13 protein-coding genes are annotated in these 19717 nt (G+C 38.6%); 10 read left to right on the plus strand and 3 right to left on the minus strand.

Annotated elements, in window-relative coordinates; all coding sequences use genetic code 11:
• The first annotated feature begins 1 nt into the window (after position 1).
• The 4 genes from QLH32_RS16170 (at position 2) to QLH32_RS16185 (ending at position 3130) form a co-directional block, all read left to right on the plus strand.
• Positions 2 to 373 (plus strand): hypothetical protein, encoded by a 372-nt coding sequence (locus QLH32_RS16170; protein WP_005322921.1) that lies wholly within the window; start codon positions 2 to 4, stop codon positions 371 to 373.
• 5 nt (positions 374 to 378) lie between these two features.
• The gene (locus tag QLH32_RS16175; protein ID WP_256414816.1) at positions 379 to 1092 is read left to right on the plus strand and encodes a HupE/UreJ family protein; all 714 of its coding nucleotides are present in this window, start codon (positions 379 to 381) and stop codon (positions 1090 to 1092) included.
• Between the two features lie 11 nt (positions 1093 to 1103).
• On the plus strand, positions 1104 to 1742 hold the full coding sequence (locus tag QLH32_RS16180) for a transmembrane anchor protein (RefSeq protein WP_256414815.1): 639 nt from the start codon (positions 1104 to 1106) through the stop codon (positions 1740 to 1742).
• An 80-nt stretch (positions 1743 to 1822) separates the two neighbouring features.
• Positions 1823 to 3130, plus strand: a complete 1308-nt coding sequence (locus QLH32_RS16185; RefSeq protein WP_256414814.1) for an MFS transporter — start codon at positions 1823 to 1825, stop codon at positions 3128 to 3130.
• A gap of 123 nt (positions 3131 to 3253) precedes the next feature.
• Here QLH32_RS16185 and chrA read toward each other — a convergent pair whose 3' ends face one another.
• The 3 genes from chrA to QLH32_RS16200 all read right to left on the minus strand — a co-directional run bounded on the left by chrA (position 3254) and on the right by QLH32_RS16200 (position 5947).
• The gene (gene chrA / locus QLH32_RS16190) at positions 3254 to 4606 is read right to left on the minus strand and encodes a chromate efflux transporter (RefSeq protein WP_256414813.1); all 1353 of its coding nucleotides are present in this window, start codon (positions 4604 to 4606) and stop codon (positions 3254 to 3256) included.
• Between the two features lie 2 nt (positions 4607 to 4608).
• The gene (locus tag QLH32_RS16195) at positions 4609 to 5529 is read right to left on the minus strand and encodes a chromate resistance protein ChrB domain-containing protein (protein ID WP_256414812.1); all 921 of its coding nucleotides are present in this window, start codon (positions 5527 to 5529) and stop codon (positions 4609 to 4611) included.
• A gap of 211 nt (positions 5530 to 5740) precedes the next feature.
• The gene (locus QLH32_RS16200) at positions 5741 to 5947 is read right to left on the minus strand and encodes a hypothetical protein (protein ID WP_256414811.1); all 207 of its coding nucleotides are present in this window, start codon (positions 5945 to 5947) and stop codon (positions 5741 to 5743) included.
• A gap of 358 nt (positions 5948 to 6305) precedes the next feature.
• Between QLH32_RS16200 and radA the strand changes: the two genes are divergently transcribed.
• From radA to QLH32_RS16230, 6 genes are all read left to right on the plus strand, one after another.
• Complete coding sequence (gene radA / locus QLH32_RS16205; protein WP_256414810.1) at positions 6306 to 7697, plus strand: DNA repair protein RadA; 1392 nt, start codon at positions 6306 to 6308, stop codon at positions 7695 to 7697.
• Positions 7698 to 7819: 122 nt separating this feature from the next.
• Positions 7820 to 8860, plus strand: coding sequence for a PDDEXK nuclease domain-containing protein (locus tag QLH32_RS16210; RefSeq protein ID WP_256414809.1), 1041 nt, complete (start codon positions 7820 to 7822; stop codon positions 8858 to 8860).
• A gap of 671 nt (positions 8861 to 9531) precedes the next feature.
• On the plus strand, positions 9532 to 12201 hold the full coding sequence (locus tag QLH32_RS16215; RefSeq protein WP_283267056.1) for a COG1361 family protein: 2670 nt from the start codon (positions 9532 to 9534) through the stop codon (positions 12199 to 12201).
• Between the two features lie 19 nt (positions 12202 to 12220).
• A complete protein-coding gene (locus tag QLH32_RS16220) occupies positions 12221 to 14869 on the plus strand; it encodes a hypothetical protein (protein WP_283267057.1) in 2649 nt (882 codons plus the stop codon).
• On the plus strand, positions 14856 to 18959 hold the full coding sequence (locus tag QLH32_RS16225) for a prealbumin-like fold domain-containing protein (protein WP_283267058.1): 4104 nt from the start codon (positions 14856 to 14858) through the stop codon (positions 18957 to 18959). The genes QLH32_RS16220 and QLH32_RS16225 overlap by 14 nt, the downstream gene beginning before the upstream one ends.
• A 234-nt stretch (positions 18960 to 19193) precedes the next feature.
• Entirely contained in the window at positions 19194 to 19691 is a 498-nt protein-coding gene (locus QLH32_RS16230) for a hypothetical protein (RefSeq protein WP_267980440.1), read from the plus strand.
• Positions 19692 to 19717: the final 26 nt, after the last annotated feature.

A 19717-nucleotide genomic window follows, 5' to 3' on the forward strand; every position in this document is an offset into this window, starting at 1 on the left:
AATGACAAATATATTGCGAGATAAACAAAGCAAATTTGTGATGATGTGGCTAGTCTGCATGATCAGTCTCGCTTTATGTTTGCACTTTAATGAGCATGTAACTGACAATGAATTTCAGAGACACGTTTCAATTGATGCAATTCACTCTCACCATCATGAGATAAGCCAACAACATTCACATAGTCACCAAGATAATTACTATGAACATTTTGTTGGCTATGACGTACTTAAATCAGCCGCTTTAGCTCATCTCTTAAAGGGAATTTCGATTCTAGATTGGTCAAAAGAATATGTTTATCTGATGGTGAGTCGTATTTTTAAACCCCCAAAAAAGTTAATGGATTTTCAATTCATTTTAAATTTTGGAGTTTGATATACATGCAAATTATTGATTCACACATTGTGAAATTAAGTGCTTACATAAAGCTATTACTTGCTTTATCCATCACCTTGGTTAGTCCGACACTTTTTGCTCATGGCGTAGCAGAAGGTGATAAGGGCTATATTCAAGAAATTTATGGCGTTCATGTGATTCCATTCATCTATTTGGGTGCGAAACATATGGTCACTGGATATGACCATTTACTATTTCTTGTTGGCATTATCTTCTTCTTATACCGAATGAAGGACATAGGCTTGTACGTCAGCCTGTTTGCACTTGGGCATTCGATTACAATGCTGGTGGGTGTTTATTACAATATCTCGATAAATGCCTACATCATTGATGCAATCATCGGTTTTTCAATTGTTTATAAGGCTCTTGATAACTTGGGGGCTTATCAGCGTTGGTTTGGTTTTCAACCAAACACGAAAATAGCGACTTTAATTTTTGGTCTGATTCATGGTTTTGGACTCGCAGTAAAAATTCAGGAATATGAAGTTCCGAGTGATGGGCTACTGGCAAATTTAATCTCATTCAATATTGGGGTTGAATTAGGTCAGTTTATGGCTCTGTGCATCATCTTGTTATTAATGACGTTTTGGAGAAAGACACCTTATTTCTTTAAAACAGCCTATCAAAGCAATGTCTTCCTCATGTTCCTCGGTTTTTTACTTGTTGGCTATCAACTTACTGGCTTCATTACTCAATAAGGATCTAAATTATGTATAACGTTGAAATTCCAAAAGATATCGAATTACCTTCATCAAAAAAGTTAATCAAATCAACAGCTATCGCGGCTATAAGTGCTGTGGTTGTATTGGTTACCTGTGTCATGCCTGCGGAATATGCGATTGACCCAACAGGAATGGGTAAAGTACTTGGCTTAACAAAAATGGGTGAAATTAAACAATCTCTAGCTGAAGAGTCAGAGAATGGTATTAATTCTCAACAAGTGGTGAATAACTCTGACTCAGTTGTCTCAGAAATTTCGACTGAAGTAGCGACTGAGAATGATCAAATGGCGATGCCTGCGATTAATAAAGAGAGTATTAGTATTGAGCTAAAACCTGGGCAAGCCACAGAGGTAAAACTAACAATGCCGCAAAGTGCAAGTGTCAACTTTGATTGGAAAGCTGTAGGAGGTGGTCTTAACTATGATACTCATGGCGATCCAGTAAATGCGCCTAAAGGATTTTATCATGGTTATGGAAAAGGCAAGAATGAGACAACTCAACAAGGTGTCTTAAAAGCAGCTTTTGATGGTAAACATGGTTGGTTCTGGCGTAACCGTACTGAAAATCCAGTGACTGTAACTCTACTTGTAGAAGGACAGTTTAGTGAAATGAAGAAAGTCTTTTAAGCTTTAATCAATCTCCTTGGAATAGTCTTCCAAGGAGATTTAATCGTTATAAATGTCAGATTCTAAAAGGAATCCATAAAATGCTAGAAGTACTAAAAAACACAACATATCGGCATTTGTTTTTGGCGCAAGTAATAGCACTGATAGGGACTGGGTTGATTACAATCGCCCTAGCTTTACAGGCATACGATATTGCAAAAGGTCAAGCTGCTCAAGTTCTTGGCATTGCATTGGCAATTAAGATGATTGCCTATATTGGTGTTGCACCTATAGCATCGGCATTTGCAGAGCGATTACCAAGAAAACAGGTTTTGGTCGGATTAGATGTTATTCGGGCATTGACAGCATTGTGCCTACCATTTGTGACACAAATTTGGCAAATCTATGTGCTTATTTTTATTCTGCAATCTGCATCTGCTGCATTTACGCCAACATTTCAGGCAATGATTCCTGATGTTTTGCCTGAAGAAAAAGACTATACCAATGCTTTGTCATTATCTCGCTTAGCCTATGATTTAGAAAATATCATTAGTCCAATGTTGGCAGCATTTTTATTAACTCTGATGAGCTATCACAATCTGTTTTTGGGAACAGTATTAGGTTTTATCGGTTCTGCTTTGTTTGTGGTAAGTGCGAAATTACCAGTTGCCAAAGTACCTGAATTTAGAGGTGTTTATAGCCGTATTAAGCAGGGAGCTAAAATTTATTTTAATACGCCAAGACTTAAAGCATTGCTTGCTCTCAATTTAGCAATTGCGTCAGCAAGCGCTGTAGTGATTGTAAATACCGTGGTATTGGTTCAATCGACATTTAAGCTAACTGAAAATGCGACAACTTGGGCTTTTGGTTTATTTGGATTAGGTTCTATGCTTTCAGCGTTCATCCTACCTAAGATATTGGATAAGTTTCCTGATCGAACAGTGATGTTGACGGGAACGACAATTCTTGTCATTGGGTTATTCAGTGGTTCTTTGATTGCATCTTATAATGGTTTGTTAGCACTTTGGTTTGTCCTTGGTATTGGATATTCGGTTTCCCAAACACCTACAGGGCGTTTGATTCGTAAGTCTGCTTCCAGTGAGAATAGAACATCATTATTCGCAGCCCAATTTGCATTTTCACATGCTTGTTGGTTAATTACTTATCCATTGGTTGGATGGTTGAGTACGAATATAGGGACATTACAAACATTTATACCGATGGCAGTTATTGCCGTTGTTGCTCTCATCCTCGCATTACGCTTATGGACAACTAAAGATGATGATGTTTTAGTACATAGCCATGATGATTTGCCCGCAGACCATGAACATGTGATTCAACATCAGATCAATGGTGTGCATGTGCATGAATATGTGATTGATGACTACCATCAAAAATGGCCTAAATAATTTTTTCCGATTAATGGCTTAGAAGTGCATTATTTATTTGTTGTACAATTTCAAACTTGTTTTATCGTTCAATAAAAAAGGAAGCTTAGCTTCCTTTTTTATTAAAAACTAAAAATTATAAATTTATGCACCGATATACAAAATCAAGCCACAGAATGCTGAAGCAAAAATGACATACATGACTTTGACTTCAAATTGGAATAAGGCAATAAATGCTGCAATCGCAATAACCATTGCTTCATAGTTGAATGGACGGTCGAATCCATTTGGCCATAAAACGTGGTAACTGAAGAACAGTGCAAGATTTAAAATTACACCAACAACAGCGGCAGTGATTGCCATCAAAGGTGCAGTAAATTTTAATTCATTGTGGGTTGATTCAATCACTGGAGCACCAGCTAGAATAAAAATGAAAGAAAATAGGAAAGTAAACCAAGTCACAATCACAGCACCCAATACACCTGCTAAGAATAGATGTTCATTACCTAACAGAGCATGATTAAAGCCACCTAAGAATCCTACAAACGCAACAACCATGATCAGAGGACCTGGGGTGCTTTCTCCAAGGGCTAAACCATCGATCATTTGTGTTGGACTCAACCAACCATAAAAATTAACAGCACCTTGATAAACATAAGGTAATACTGCATAAGCACCACCGAATGTGAGCAACGCAGCTTTTGTAAAGAACCAAGCCATTTGAGTATAAGAATGATCCCAACCAAGCGTTAAAACCAAACTGATAATTGGGGCAAGCCATAGGATTGCTCCAATCAAAAGTATCTTAGCTAAATGTTTCCAACTAAATATGGCATGTTTTGGGGTAGGTGTATCATCATCAATTAATGCGGGACCATAATCTTTTTTACCTTGTTGGTGTGACCCCCCACCTGTAAAAAAGCTTGGATATTTTTTACTTGCCAAATATCCAATAATTGCAGCCGTTAGAACGATTAAGGGGAATGGCAAGTTAAAGAAAAATATTGAGATGAATGCAAGCGCAGCGATTGCCCATAAAAACTTATTTTTCAACGATCGGCTACCAATCCGATATGTCGCATGAAAAACGATAGCAACAACAGCAGGTTTAATCCCATAAAAAAGACCAGCAATGATAGGAACATCACCAAATTTTACATAAACCCATGACAGACCAATCAGAATAAAGAGAGAGGGTAATACAAATAGGATTCCTGCAACTAATCCACCAACGGTTCTATGCATTAACCAACCGATATAGGTTGCTAATTGTTGTGCTTCAGGCCCAGGCAGTAACATGCAGTAGTTGAGAGCATGTAGAAAACGTTTTTCAGAAATCCAGCGCTTTTGTTCAACCAATTCTTGGTGCATAACAGCGATTTGTCCCGCTGGTCCACCAAAACTAATAAACCCCAATTTAAGCCAAAACAGAAATGCTTTCCAAAATGAAATAGGCTGTATTTCTTGCTCTGACTTGATAACAAGTTTTTGTTCCATGATTATTCTCTTGAGAGGTTGGCATATAAGCCATCGAAAATATGATTCGATAATGCAAATAGTTGATCATCGTCACTTATTTGACTTCGAATTCCTTGGATAACTTTTTCAATACCAAGTGCTTCAGGGGGTTCAATTCCACCTACATCAAGGTAATGAACAATTTCAGCGATTTTCTTTAAAGCGGGTGTTTCTAAATTAAAACTATGTAAGAGAACCTCAAAGGTCACCCAGTGATTAATGTGGCTGAAAGTAGCGCCATCAAAATCGAATCCTAATGCTGTTTTAGGGCAGTCACTTGGTGTTTCTAGCCAAATGAATGTAGGCGCAGAGTCAATAAAAGTCTTTATTAGCCATGCAGAGGCTAGACGATCAATCCAAGGTCTTTTACGGGTTGCCCAAGTTCTGTTTTGATAACTATTTTTATCTAGAAGTTGAATATGAGATTGTATTGATTGAGGCTCATTCGCTTCACCAATACGTGCAATTGAAAGTTCTAAAGAGGAGAGCTCATTTAAAACTTGTGCCTGAGTTTCATCAGGGTAATAGTCAATTTCTACAAGTGCATCGATATTTTTTCTTAATTTACGGACTTGCTTGAGTAGTTCTTTCTTTTCATCTTTAGTTTGGCGATCTCTTAATTCAGTAAGTTGTTTATAGAGAGCGTCGTATTCTTCTTTCCTACTGAAAAAAGGAGCAAGTTCAAGATTTAAGGGTTGCTCAGCGTGAAACACATAAGCAGTCCCTTGCTCTGAAATAACATCATTTGCAATAGAATCAAATTTCTCGCTATGAGAAATTGGAAGTAGATAGACACCATCTCTTAGAATTGCTGCACCACTTGCTTTGAGGGATCGCCAGACTCTCATACGAGTGGTTGTGTTCTGCGTAGGCAGTGAGGATATGAGTAAGGATATTTTCATGTAATATACTCAACTTATTTGTTTAATATATTACATATAAAAAATTAAAGGACAAATACAAAGAAGTGATTTCTTATTTAGAAAAATATTAGGTTGAACTGAGTGTAGGTTGATATTAATTATAAATGATGAATAGATATTTCAGTTTAATTTTATTATGCCCCTACAAGAATGTAGTGGCATAATAAAACTGGTCTGCAAAACGCAATTCCTAAATATCAGTACAGCCGCGTTTGAGCTTTGATTTCACATTATTAAATGTATCTTTTTTCAGTTGAATCTGTTTGTCATTGACAACAGCAACCAAACTGGAAGTATTACCTGTGGTCATCACACTTAGTTTTTGCAAACCGTACTGACCATAAGCTGCATAAACCTGGGTACTGCCAAATTTCCATTCGTTGTACCCCCTTGCCATTTGAAGAGGGTTTGCCCAGCTTTTGGGTTAAAGTGTTATGCGTATCGTCCATCGTAACCTTTTTGCCATTGATGAGCATGTGATCAATCGCAAAGGTAGAGGTTGGAGGTGTTGAGCAGCAAATACTTCTATTTTTTCAATATCTCAATATCGCTGTAGTTTTGTAGGATTATATTTTGAATCAGCTTAAATATATTGGTGATTCAATTCAATGTTATTTAACCTTGTATGTCGTATATCATTGAATGGCATTTTCCCCCTCTATTCTCAACGAATTCCCCTTATTTCATTACCTTGCTTGAGATTAATAATCTGGCTTGATAAGGTGCTGAGGTGACTAAAAAATAGAGTTTTTACTATGGCTAAATGTATAGTCCATATATGCCGTGAATGTGGTAAGGAGGAGGATAACTGGACAGGACACTGTGTTAAATGTGGAGCATACAATAGTTTCAGCAAAACAACAGTTGAACGAAAGCCCCGACATCGGGCAACAACAGGTTTAAGTCATTCTGGCTATGCAGGACAACAACATCATATTACTAAATTAAATATGGTGAAAATGAGTCAGGAGCTTAGGTGTTCAACAGGTATTGATGAGTTTGATCGTGTATTAGGTGGTGGGCTGGTCACTGGATCAGTGGTGTTAATTGGTGGTGACCCTGGCATTGGCAAATCAACTTTACTTTTACAAACAGCAACCTATATTGCAGAAAATCAATCCGTTTTATATATCACTGGGGAGGAGTCACTGTCACAAGTTGCCATGCGAGCTAAACGATTGGGTCTGCCACTGGACAAACTTGATGTCATGGCAGAAACGAAGGTAGAGCGTATTTGCGAAATATTAACGGAACAAAAAACCTCTCTGGTGATTTTGGATTCTATTCAAACCTTATATACAGAGTCTATTCCTGCGGCTTCAGGAAATGTGTCGCAAATTAAAGAATCAGCTTCAATCTTAACCCGATTTGCCAAACATACAGGAATATCTTTACTGATTGTTGGGCATGTCACCAAAGAAAGTGAGTTGGCAGGACCTAGAGTGCTTGAACACATGGTTGATTGTGTCTTGCATTTTGAGGGACAAAGCGACTTACAGTATCGCATGCTCAGAGTGGTTAAAAATCGTTTTGGTGCGGTGAATGAACTAAGTGTATTTGATATGACCGATCAGGGATTAAAAGAAGTCATCAACCCAGCCACGATTTTTCTGGATCGCTATGGTGAGGCAGTTGCTGGTTCTGTTGTCATGGTTAGTAGAAATGGTGTACGACCATTTTTAGTTGAAGTGCAGTCTTTGGTGAGTAAAACAGAAAATGCACCTAGACAGCTTATTTTAGGTTTGGAGCATAATCGTCTAACGTTGCTTCTTACCATTATGAAAGAACAAGCTAAAGTGGATATTCTGAAACATGATGTCTATGTCAATATTGTGGGCGGATTGAAAATTACAGAAACAGCGTCAGATTTAGCAGTTTTACTGGCTTGTGTATCGAGTTTGAAAAATCAACCCTTGCCTCACGATATGGCTGTGTTTGGTGAAGTAGGCTTGTCTGGCGAGATTCGGTCTGTACCCAATGCACAGGACCGTATAAAGGAAGCAGAAAAGAATGGATTTAAAACTGTAGTTGTACCTAAAGTGAATCAGCCAAAACAACCTATAGGCTCTATGAAAGTGATTGCTGTGGAATATTTATACCAAGTCTTACAGGCTGTCTTTGAAAATGATGCTTTGGTTGTAAATTAAGCAGCAGTAAAAAGTCTTTAGTTCAACTTATGCTATGCTTTCATGTCGTCATGGATAAAGCAATGAATCAAGTTGTTATGCCAAATTTACCAAGATAGATGCTGATCTGATTAGGTTCTTTTATGAGCAATGAAATAGCAATCGAAAAATACCAGTCATTATTCGCTGATATAAAAAATGTAATACAACAAACACGGTTACGAACAGCTCTTGCTGTAAATGCTGAAATGATATTGCTTTACTGGCAAACAGGAAAAATGATTGCTGAGCGCCAACAGCAGGAGGGTTGGTCAGCAAAGGTTATTCCACAACTGGCAGTAGATTTACAACATGAATTTACCAGCCTAAAAGGTTTTTCAGAACGAAACTTAGGTTATATGTTACGTTTTGCTTTGGAGTATCCAGAAACTTCAATTTTGCAACAGGCTGTTGCAAAATTGCCGTGGGGACACAATATCTTATTGATGGAAAAAATTAAGGATAAAGAAGTCCGCCATTGGTATATGCAACAAACCATTGAAAAAAGTTGGTCAAGGGATTTATTGCTTAATGCTATAAAAATGGATATGTATGGTCAAACACAGAACCAGTTAAAATCGAACAATTTTAATAACACGCTTCCCGCAACTCATGCAGACTATGCCAATGAAATATTCCAAGACCAGTATAACCTTGGATTTCTGGGAATTACTGAGCCTATCAGAGAGCTGGAACTAGAGAGACGTTTGATTGAAAAAATCAAATATTTCATACTGGAACTTGGTAAGGGATTTACCTTTATTGGTAATCAGCACCGACTGGAATATAATGGTAAAGAATATTTTGTTGATATGCTGTTCTTTCATCGTGGCTTACGAAGCCTCGTTGCGATTGAACTCAAGATAGGAAGTTTTAAAGCAGAATATGTTGGTAAAATGAACCTATATCTATCACTGCTTGATCGGTTAGAAAAATCTGAAAACGAGAATCAGTCTATCGGTATTATTCTTTGTGCCGATAAAGATCATTTAGATGTGGAAATTGCTTTGCAAGATGTAGGTAAGCCTATCGGGGTGGCTGAGTACCAACTACTATTACCTAAAGATCAACTGCAAACTTTGGTAGCTGATGAATTAAGAAAATTTGAGTTGATTGATGATGAGCAAGCTGAGGGTAATGCTTAATGGGTAGTTATCAGGCTATTCACAGCAATTTAGTTTATAATGAACAAGTATTGAACAAACGAGTTGGTGGAATTTTTTGTAGTAAAAATAGTAGTAAAAAACTAAATTTAAATATTTTTATATTTATTAATCAATAATTTGAGTTCTTAATGTGACTGACACCGCTTCCGCCAAATATTGAAATAAGCCCTTGTTTTTACAAGGGCTTATTTTTTTATCTTTAGATTTACCCCTCAACTTACTCCACATAAAAATTTTACTGATTATAGAATTCAAGCCATTCAGAATTTTTAGGAATTATTGAAGTCAAAATTGATATAGCAGAGAAATTAAATAATCTTCCGAATGATTGATATGACGTTTTTATGCAGTGAATGTTTGTTTTATGCTTAAAACTGACAGTATTCGTCTAGGTCATTTTTTTGTGTTGAAAGACATAAAAATATTTGCTTTTATTGTGATAGGGTTCTCCTAAATTTTTATTTGATTCCATATCTAATAATAAATAATGTGCTTGTAGTCTCTGATTTGAAAATAAATGTTGCTAAATTTATTATTTTTAATAAAAATAACTATTATTTTACATTTTTCTGTTAAAAGTTGGTTTTTTGTAGTATTCTGGTTGAAAAATCGTCAATATAATTTTTTATTTTTTTAGTGGGTTGTTGGATATGATAGGTCGGTTCAAGAAAAGTGATATCTCACAAATTTCGTTTACCTCTTTTCTTGGTTTATTTATCTTTTCTTGTAGCTCTATTGCTTTTGCTCAGCCTAAGGCAGGTAGCAGTATCACCAATATTGCGAGTGGTGATTTTTATGATAAACAGGGCAACCTACAAACAATTAACTCCAACCCTGTTATCCTGACAGTTCAGCCCATTTACTCATTGAGTCTACAAAGCAATCAGCAAAATATTGGTACAATTGGCAGTAAACTCAATTTCCCTCATGTACTCACCAATACGGGAAATATCGCAGATAACTATAAGGTTGCTCTGACACAGCTCACAAATGATCAATTTGATCTGGAAAATATCGCAGTTTATGTGGATCGGGATCAAAATGGTGAACCTGATGACAATAATAATTTACTCAATAATGCAATCTTGCACTTAGAGGCAGACGAGTCAGTTGCTTTGGTGGTGGTCGGAAGTATTCCTAAAAATGTTGTCGCAGGTAATGTGGCAAACTTTAGTTTAACTTCAACCAGTCAACTTGATCCAGGTAATGTGTCTGCCACTGTCTCAGATGTTGCAAAAGTGGTTGATGATGCGGTCATTCAGGTCACAAAATCTCAAAATATCAGTACAGGTAAAACAGGCACAGAAGTTACCTATACATTTACCTATAGCAATACAGGGACTGCATCAGGTCAGTTGCTGGTGCATGATACCTTGCCGAGTAATGTTGCATATCAGGCGGGAACTGCGATTTGGAGTAATGGCACGGCTACACTGACAGATATAGATAATGACAATGAAGCAGGAAGTACTGCTGAATCAGTCATGAACTATAAATATGTAAATGGTGAGGTGGAGTTTAAACTGACAGGGATTGCCGCATTAAGCAAGGGCACGGTGAGCTTTAAGGTGAAAGTTAATCCGAATGCAGCGGAAAAGATCAATAACACTGCGAACTATAAACAGTATAAAAACAATACAACTACTTTATTGAAAGACACCAACACCAACACCGTTATTTTTAATGTAGAGCAAAGCTTAGGGGTGATACTGAATAACTCTTCTGCTGGAAATACTGATGGAGGCACGAATGACTTGCTCACCAAAGCAAACACATTTACTGGCGCCGCCAAAGAAGTTCAGTTTGAAAATTATGTCTGGAATACGGGGCAGGCAACAGATAGCTATAATCTTACAATTGATAAAAGTGTAAATGTGCCAAGTTGTGCGATAACACGTTTATATCACTCTGATGGAAAAACTTTGCTCACCGATAGTAATGCTGACGGTGTGGTAGATACAGGTTCGATGGCAGCAGGCGCATCGAAAAAAATTGTGCTTGGTGTTTATTTTCCTGCCAATTGTGTCACTACAGAGACTTTGAATTTTGACATCACAGCAATTTCTACCACAGATACAGCAATTAAGAATGCGACTCGTGATCAACTAACCAATACTAATTCTGTCGGTTCTAGTGACTTGTACAATAATGATGGTTCAGGAACTGGCATAGGAAATGTCACAGCAGCTGGTGGACAGGCACTATTCAAGCAAGTTGCAATTAAGGGCGGAAATGCAGTATTTCCCTTAATGGTTAAGAATTATAATAGTGTCGCCAATAATTATAATTTATATGCTTCAGCCAATGAGATTGATGTGAATAACATCAGCACCAATTTGCCTCCGCAATGGATCGTAAAATTTTATGATACCAATGATAGTTGCCAGACATTAACAAGTGAAATTAGCAATACAGGGGTTGTTGCTGCTGGTGCAATCAAACAATATTGTGCGGTAGTCACTGTTCCACCTAATACCAACTTGACCAATTTGCCAATTTGGTTTGCGATAAAATCTCCAATGAATGCTCAGGCAGATAGCATTAAAGATCAAGTCGATCTTATTCAACGACAAATGACATTGGCAAATGATCAACAGGGACGAGTGAATGTTGGTGGAACAGTTGTTTATCTGCATACTTTGAAAAACATGGGTACGATTGTTGAGGGGAGTGCCACGGGTCAGGTTAGCCTAAGTGTTGTATCGCAGAAACCAGCCGATAATTTTATTTATACGTTGTACTATGATGCCAATAACAATGGTGTGATTGATGCAACTGATCCACTCATTAATGACTTATCTACGGTTACGGGTGGTTTAGCGCCGCAAGCTTCAATTCAACTTCTCTTAAAAGTTCAGGCACCGACAACCGCAACCAATGGTATGTCCAGTGCAGCCAATATTATTGTAAAAACAAACAATGTTATTCAGGGTTTGGCTTTGGCTGATTTACAAAACACTGACTTGACCACGGTAGATCCAACCCAGTTACGTTTGACCAAAGAGCAGACCAAGGATGAAAATTGTGCCTTAACTTTGGCTACGGTAACCAATGCAACTTACGGAAGTACACCGCTTCAGATAAAACCAAATCAATGTGTGACTTACCGTTTAACCATTAAAAATGAGGGAATAACCTCGGCCAGTAATGTCGTGATCAATGACGTTGTACCTGTTTACAGTCAATTGCGTGTTGGTTTACCACCGTCAATTAGTCAGGGTTCAGTTGCAGTCAATGCGGGGCAGATTTCAGGAAATGTTGGCACCCTTGCGCCACAGGATCAGGCTGCCATGTACTTTTCTATTCGGGTAAGCCCATAAACAGAGCGGATATTAGAGCATGAAGATGATCAATACATTAAATAATAACCGCCCAAAACTGTTTAATTGGGTCTTGACCTTGCTGTGCGTGTTGATGGTCCAGCAATCGGCCTGGGCTGCAACCAACTCGATCATCAGTAACATGGCAGTCGGTGAATATAGTGAAGAGGGTTCAACTGTTGTACAGGTGGCACGTTCAAATCTTGTTCAAACCACGATTTTGCCTGTGTATTCATTAAATTTGGTGGCAGCCAATAACAAAACAGTAGTGGCAGGACAGACTGTTTATTTTAACCATATCTTAACCAATACCAGTAACGATACAGATCAATATACTTTCGCTGTAAGCAATAATCTCACTGGTGATGATTTTGATTTTGTGAATAGTAGCCTGACGGTTTATCTGGATGCCAATAATGATGGTGTCCCAGATGGATCGCCAATCACAGGTTATACATTGGGTGCAGGTCAGTCAGTTGGACTGGTTGTTGCGGCAACCATACCAAATACGATTACCACAGGAAAAGTTGCAAACTTGACTTTAGCTGTGACATCAATGAATGGTGCAACTGGAACAAACACTAATGTTGACAAGGCAACTGTAACTGATCAGTCCACGTTGATGGTACGTAAAAAATTCTCCCAAACTACTGCTGCAAATGGAGACATTGTCACAATACGTTTGGATTATCAAAATCCAAGTAATGTTGCTACAGGTAATATCACTTTAACGGATACTCTGGATTCAACCTTAACGTATCAATCCAATAGTGGTGAAAACTGGAATGGCACAACCGTCGACCCTGCAACAGGAGCAAATGATCCTACTGGTATTAATTATTATGTAAGTTCTAATGTTGTGACTGCTGTATTGACCAGTATTCCTGCAAATTCGATTGGTTATATTGAATTTAAGGTAAAAATTAATAAAAGTATTGCAGGAAAGATTGAGAATTTTGTCAATGTGACAGGAACAACGACCGACAAAACAAATACAGCAGTTGTAAATGTTGCTCCAGTCTATGCTGTCAAAATGAATGGCAGTGCAAGCAATGTCAATGATAATACTAATACCATTACTGCCAGTGCGGTATCACAGGGCGGTGAACTTAAATTTACCAACTATGTCTGGAATACAGGGAATACCACAGACCGTTTTAACCTCACTTTAACTGGCAGTACATTTCCAGCAGGCAGTCAAATTGAGTTGTATCGTGCGGATGGTGTGACTCCGTTATTGGACAGTAATGGTGATGGCATTCCTGATACAGGATTATTGGCTGCCAATACCAGTGTTCCTGTTGTGGTCAAAGTTCGTTTCCCAAGTAGTTATGCGGTAACCACAAATACAGTTTTTGAAGTTACACCACAAGCACAGTCTGTGAGTGACGGTAGTAAAACCAGTACAATTAAAGATCAGGGTACTTTGACCCTTACTCTTGTTTCACAACTAGTAGATTTAACCAATGCGGATAATACGGGGCAGGGTAATGGTGTGGTTGATAATAATGGTGCTGCTTGGAAAACCTTAACAGTAAAATCCAGTAATAACCCTGTGACTGGTGGGCAGGCAATTTTTCCATTAAGGGTGAAACATACAGGCGTTGGAACAGAGTATTTGCTCAATGCAAATGCCAGCAGTGATTTTTCCAGCCTAACTTTACCCGCAGGTGTAAACCGTGTGCGTTTTTATACATCCACAAATGGTACAAACTGTAGTGGGTTGGGTAATGAAATTGGTAAGACGATTTATTTAAATGATGGAGAAACCCAACTGGTCTGTGCGGTTGTTGAGGTCGATAAAGTTAATAATGACGTCACCGTACCGATTTATTTCCGTGTCATCTCAACCAGCTTTGTCGCTACAGGTAACCCTGCTCAGGACATTATTAAAGATGCCATAACCATTCAAAGTGTAAACTCCAAGCCTCAATTGGAATTTATGCCAGATTTATATGGTCAGGTCGCACCATTAGGCACTGTGGTATATAGCCATCTATTGGTCAATCATAGCGATACAGCTTTTTCTGGCAGTTATGATTTTGTTCTAAGCAATGATCAGTCTGAATTTAATGCCAAACTTTATTATGACGCCAATAATAATGGACAGTTTGATGGTGGTGATACCTTAATTAATCATTTATCAGATTTACCGAGTGGTGGATTGGCATCACGGTCACAAGTCAGGTTGTTTGTTCAGGTGAATAATACTGCTTCAAATAATGTTACCCAATCCAACACAACCATTGTGAATTTAAAAGACTCAGCGAATCAAGTTGTAGCATCTGTTAAGGATGTGACCACCGTGAATAAATCACAGTTAAGTTTAACCAAATTGCAGGCACGTGATTTCAATTGTGATGGTACTGCTGACGAGGCTTATAGTTTAAATAAGCTAAATATTGGCAAACAGGGCAATGGTCAGGGACAGTGTGTCCTCTACAAAGTAACCTTAAATAATTCAGGTCCCACAATCAATAATGTATTTACCTTTAGGGATATGACGCCTGCTTATACAGTATTGTCGAAAGTTCCAACCTGTACAGCATGTAGTGGCACGACAGCCCCTGCTTTAAATAATGCGGGTGAGCTGACAGGAACATTAAACAGTGTGGTTGGTGGTCAAAGTTACGAATTCAGTTTTGGGGTGCGCTATGTGGGGCAGTAATTCAATGGAAAAATTCAAGATGATGAAACTGGCTAGTCATGCTGTTCTAAAACTTTTGATTTTGTTTTTTTCACTGGTCAGTAGCATCAGTATTGCTCAGGCTGCTTATCAGCGTAGTTTTATTAACCTGAGTTTTGAAAGTCCTAAAATTGCAAATACTGGTAATGCCTGTCGTGTATATATTGACAGTACTAAGGTTCCTGGTTGGTTAACCACACATCCCTATTACCAAGAAGAGGCTGTAGATTCTTGTACGTATGTCCCAAGTGGAAATGGACAGGTTATGGAACTGTGGTCAGGACCTCGGGGTATTGGGGGGGGAGGCACAGGCAACATGGTTGCTAAAGAAGGAACGCAGTTCGCTGAATTAAATGCCCAATATATTTCAGAAATATCCCAAAATATTTGTTTGGTCAATGGCGAGCAAGTCAATTGGAGATTTAGCCATAATGGACGAAATACCAATCCTGATACCATGAATTTTCGTGCAGGTACGCAACCAGTAGTATCAGTCGCAACTGGTACAACAGGGACGGGTAATATAACGTCATGTAGTGCTGGTACATGTAATCCTGTGCAAAGTAATACTGTACCTGTAGGTAATACAACTCGATGGGCTGACTATAGTGGAAGCTTTATTTATACAGGTGCGACAGGGCAAACGACCATTGGTTTTCAGTCTACTTCAGGCTCAGGAACTTCAGGGAATTTTTTGGATGGCATTCAGATTGAGGTTAAGCCGATTATTGAATTTACATCTGCTAATTATTCTGTACCCGAAAATGGCGGTGGTGTTCAGCCTGTTCAGGTCATTGTGGTTGGAACTGTGCCACCAGCAGGCATTCCACTGACCTTTACAGTTACTGATGGTACAGCACAGCTAGGTACAGACTATAAAATTAATGGTGGGGTGGCCAATACTTTTACCATTACAATACCCGCTGGTAACTATGGAAGTGGCACACCTTATATCCTGAATGTCCCTGTAGAAATTATCAATGATACAGTCCCTGAACCTGATGAAACTTTTACCGTCACAATTAATCAAAGCAATGCATACCATGTCATGTCTTCAAGTGGTTGTGGTGCATCAGGTAATGGCACGGCAACCTATACAATTATTGATGATGATGCCCCTCAGGATGTGGATGTAAAAATTGAAAAAACTCAGCGTAAAGGAACGAGTGGATCATTTCAATCACAACCTCTAATGGTAAAAACTAATGATATAGTTCAGTATCAGTTAGTGATTACCAATAAAGGAGAACGTGCAATTAGTTCTACAGGGGTGGCTAATTTTCAGGATATCGTTCCAAATAATTTTAATTCAGTTTCTATTGCTGTAGCGGCCACTAAAGGTGGAACAGCAACTGCTTCAGATAAATGTACAGCAAGTTTATCTGGAAACACCTTGTCAGGTACTTTTAGTGGTCCTAAAGGAGCGACTTGTAGCGTTACTATCTCTGCAACAGCAGTGTCAGGCGTTGCCACAAACACGGCAACAGTGAATGCTACTGCAAATAATGATATTTTTCCTAGTGACAACACCAGTAGTGTACAAACAACCATTGCAAGAGCATTGATTTATATAACCAAGTCAAGTATTGGTGGAACAGGTTCATTTGATTTTTCTTTAACAGGTACAAATAAAACCAGTGCGACCGTGATAACGCAAACACCAATTGATCAATATCAGGTTGACGGTGGAACAATATTTTCTGGTCAGCCTTTTGCAGTCACCTCGTCATCAGGGAGTGTAAACATTTCAGAAACAAATGTGGCTGGCTGGTCATTACTGGGTGCAACTTGCCGTGTTCGAAATACTGATGGCACGTCTGGCGCACTTGTTGGCACTGCACCAACATCAGGAACGGGTACAAAAACTTATGCCTTTACCTCCACTGAAATTAACAATAACCCAAATATAAACTGCAATTTTTCCAATATTAAAGTGCCAATTGTCAAGATTGCAAAAGAGTCACGTGGTGGTACAGGCACATTTGCTTTCGTCAACAGTAATTTATCCAGTACATCGACAAATGTGGCAACAACCCCCTCAAGTTCTTCCACCAATATTGGTAAAGGTACCTCTGCTGCTTTAACGGTGAATGACACCTTTTCAAATGTGACGATTAGTGAGCCAACTCTTTTGACGGGTTATGTATTAAAGGATGCGAAATGTACTGATGCCAATAGTTTTATTACAGGAAATATTGGTGAGTTTGGTGATTTAAGCGGGTCAACGCTGACCATTTCATCTGGTCGACTAATTACTGGTGGAGCAGATATTACCTGTACATTTGTTAATAGTACGCCAAGTTTAACAATTAAAAAAATTAGCCGTGGTGGGGTTGGAAAATTTGATTTTACTGCCAGTGCAAATAGCGGAATCTTAAACCATTCCATTACGACAACAGTTACAGAAACTGAAACATCAGGCATAACCCAATATTTTTCTCCGAGTCTGTCATTAACAAATGTCGTCTTAACTGAATCGGGTATGCCGACAGGATATCGGTTGACCGATGCTGTATGTACGGGTATAGGAGCAAGTTCAGTCACTGTTAATAAAACAAATGGGACAGTCACCTTAGCCAGAACGGGAATTGCAGCAGGGGCAGATATTGTTTGTACCTTAACGAATACACTTACTACGCTCACTTTAATCAAAAAATGGGAAAATGCCTTAGCTGGTGATAGTGCAACCGTGAACAGTGTTGGCTTTACCACAAATGCAACAACAGGACTCTCAGTTGCGGACGCCACGGGAGCAAACTCTACAGCAGGTACACCAATTATTGTTCCGCTGGCCATGCTTGGAACAACAGGAAGTATCATTGAGGCGTTTAGCAAAGGCGATGAAAATGAGTATGCGGGGAATCTCGTCTGTACTGGCAACACTACGCCTTTAAATGGCAATAAATTAACGATTAATACAAACGATGCAGCAATTATTTGTACCTTAACCAATAGCCGTAAAGATTTAGTTTTAATATCAGGCAAAGTCTTTAATGATAATGGCGGCAACGTCAGCAATATTGTGGCAAATGCCTATAATGGAATCATTGATGCAAATGAGCAGGGCATTGCTGGCAGTTCGCTTAAACTTGCCAATTGTTCAGGTGTTGACCTCAATGTTGTATCAATAAGCAATGACAATGGGGATTATCGTTTTAAAGTTGAGAAAAGTGTTCTAAGTAACCCATTCTGCATTGTGCAAACCAATTTACCAGAATACACCTCAGTTAGTGGGGTAAGTCCAACAGGAACGTACAGTCGCAATACGGATACGATTACGGTGCCAAAAACCACAGCCACAAGTTATCCAAACAATAATTTTGGTGATGCCAATCTCAATGTGGTTTTAACAGAAGATGGACAACATACTATTACGGTAGGTGAAGTCACCGATTATCCACATCGCTTGACTACACAAGCACCTGTACAACTAACTCAACTTATCCGAAGTTCTTCAAACTCAAATAATGATCAGCCTTGGCAGGCACTGGTTTACCGAGACAGCAACTGTAATGGTGCTGTTGATGCTGGTGAGACAGTATTTGATCCAACGCCATCTGGTACTGTTTTATTACAACCCAATACCGATATCTGTCTTGTGCAACGAGTACTTTCACCAACCAATATTTTTGCTGGTGCCCAGCATATTGGAACGTTACAGGCAAGCTATCAGGTCAGTTCACTTAACATTTCCAGGCAGACCCAACAACGTCAGGACGTGACACTTATTGGCAGTGCAGGGTTGACATTGACAAAAAAAGTACGCGCAGTGACCAGTTGTTCGTCAACTCCATCTGATTCTTTAGGCTTTTTAGTAAATAACCAAGCCACAAAACAACAAAATTTAGAGTATGAGATCACCTATAAAAACAATAGTGTGAAGAACCTACAGAATGTCAAGGTGAAAGATAGTTTACCAACTGGTACTAATTTTGGTGATGTGAGCTGCAGGGTAACACCGAGTGGAAATACTTGTAATGCAACACATTCTGGAGAAGTTCTTGAATGGTCGCTAACAGGTTTGCTAAAACCATCAGCAACAGGAACTCTAAGGTTCTGTGTGATTCAATAAGCAGAAAGTCTGATTAAAAATTAGGTCGAAAAATATGCAGAGATATTGTGGTGAAAAAAATGGTATGGAAGTTGCTTTAGTTTGAAGTAATAGAATATTTTTTTGTAAAAGTGTGAAATAATTCAAACAAATTTGTTGATTGTTGATATACTTTTGTAAAAATGAGTAACGGTTTTTTGAATGGTAAAAAAGCTTACTGTTCAAAAAATAAAAAAGAAGACTAGGAATAATTGAATGGCGTATTTAAACAATATGTACAAGAAATGTTTGCTTGGTACTGCGGTTCTTGTTTTGGCTGGAAGTGTATTCGCCGAGGCTAAAACGACAAAAGAGCCCGTTTCAGTAGAACTCAAAACTTTCCTGATCAGTGCAGGCACTGATGGGAAATCAACTTCAAAGCTGGTGACTAAGGTAAAACCAAATGATGTGATTGAGTATCGGGCAACCTATACCAATAACACCACTGGGAAAATCAAGAATCTGGCCGCGACTTTACCGATACCTGTAGAAACTCAATTTCTGGCGAAGTCTCAGCCAGAGAATGCTGAAGCAAGTACCGACGGTACACATTTTGCCCCAATGCCTTTAAAACGCAAAGAGGGTAATCAAATGGTGAATGTACCACTGAAAGATTATCGTGCATTGCGTTGGACCATTGCAGAACTTCCAGCTGGAAAGTCTGTGACGGTTTCTGCTCAAACACGCGTAAATAGTGAAAAAACAAGTAATTAATTGGCATTTTACGTATAAGGGGTAAA

It is taken from the genome of Acinetobacter corruptisaponis, assembly GCF_030053775.1.
In the GTDB taxonomy this organism is placed as follows: Bacteria; Pseudomonadota; Gammaproteobacteria; order Pseudomonadales; family Moraxellaceae; genus Acinetobacter; species Acinetobacter corruptisaponis.

Excerpts from the sequence above, each read along its gene's own strand:
- QLH32_RS16230 (WP_267980440.1), top strand. The coding sequence starts at position 19,194 with ATGGCGTATTTAAACAATATGTACAAGAAATGTTTGCTTGGTACTGCG.
- QLH32_RS16200 (WP_256414811.1), bottom strand. The coding sequence starts at position 5,947 with ATGGCAAGGGGGTACAACGAATGGAAATTTGGCAGTACCCAGGTTTAT.
- QLH32_RS16225 (WP_283267058.1), top strand. The coding sequence starts at position 14,856 with ATGTGGGGCAGTAATTCAATGGAAAAATTCAAGATGATGAAACTGGCT.
- QLH32_RS16215 (WP_283267056.1), top strand. The coding sequence starts at position 9,532 with ATGATAGGTCGGTTCAAGAAAAGTGATATCTCACAAATTTCGTTTACC.
- QLH32_RS16175 (WP_256414816.1), top strand. The coding sequence starts at position 379 with ATGCAAATTATTGATTCACACATTGTGAAATTAAGTGCTTACATAAAG.
- QLH32_RS16170 (WP_005322921.1), top strand. The coding sequence starts at position 2 with ATGACAAATATATTGCGAGATAAACAAAGCAAATTTGTGATGATGTGG.
- chrA (WP_256414813.1), bottom strand. The coding sequence starts at position 4,606 with ATGGAACAAAAACTTGTTATCAAGTCAGAGCAAGAAATACAGCCTATT.
- QLH32_RS16180 (WP_256414815.1), top strand. The coding sequence starts at position 1,104 with ATGTATAACGTTGAAATTCCAAAAGATATCGAATTACCTTCATCAAAA.
- radA (WP_256414810.1), top strand. The coding sequence starts at position 6,306 with ATGGCTAAATGTATAGTCCATATATGCCGTGAATGTGGTAAGGAGGAG.
- QLH32_RS16210 (WP_256414809.1), top strand. The coding sequence starts at position 7,820 with ATGAGCAATGAAATAGCAATCGAAAAATACCAGTCATTATTCGCTGAT.
- QLH32_RS16220 (WP_283267057.1), top strand. The coding sequence starts at position 12,221 with ATGAAGATGATCAATACATTAAATAATAACCGCCCAAAACTGTTTAAT.
- QLH32_RS16185 (WP_256414814.1), top strand. The coding sequence starts at position 1,823 with ATGCTAGAAGTACTAAAAAACACAACATATCGGCATTTGTTTTTGGCG.
- QLH32_RS16195 (WP_256414812.1), bottom strand. The coding sequence starts at position 5,529 with ATGAAAATATCCTTACTCATATCCTCACTGCCTACGCAGAACACAACC.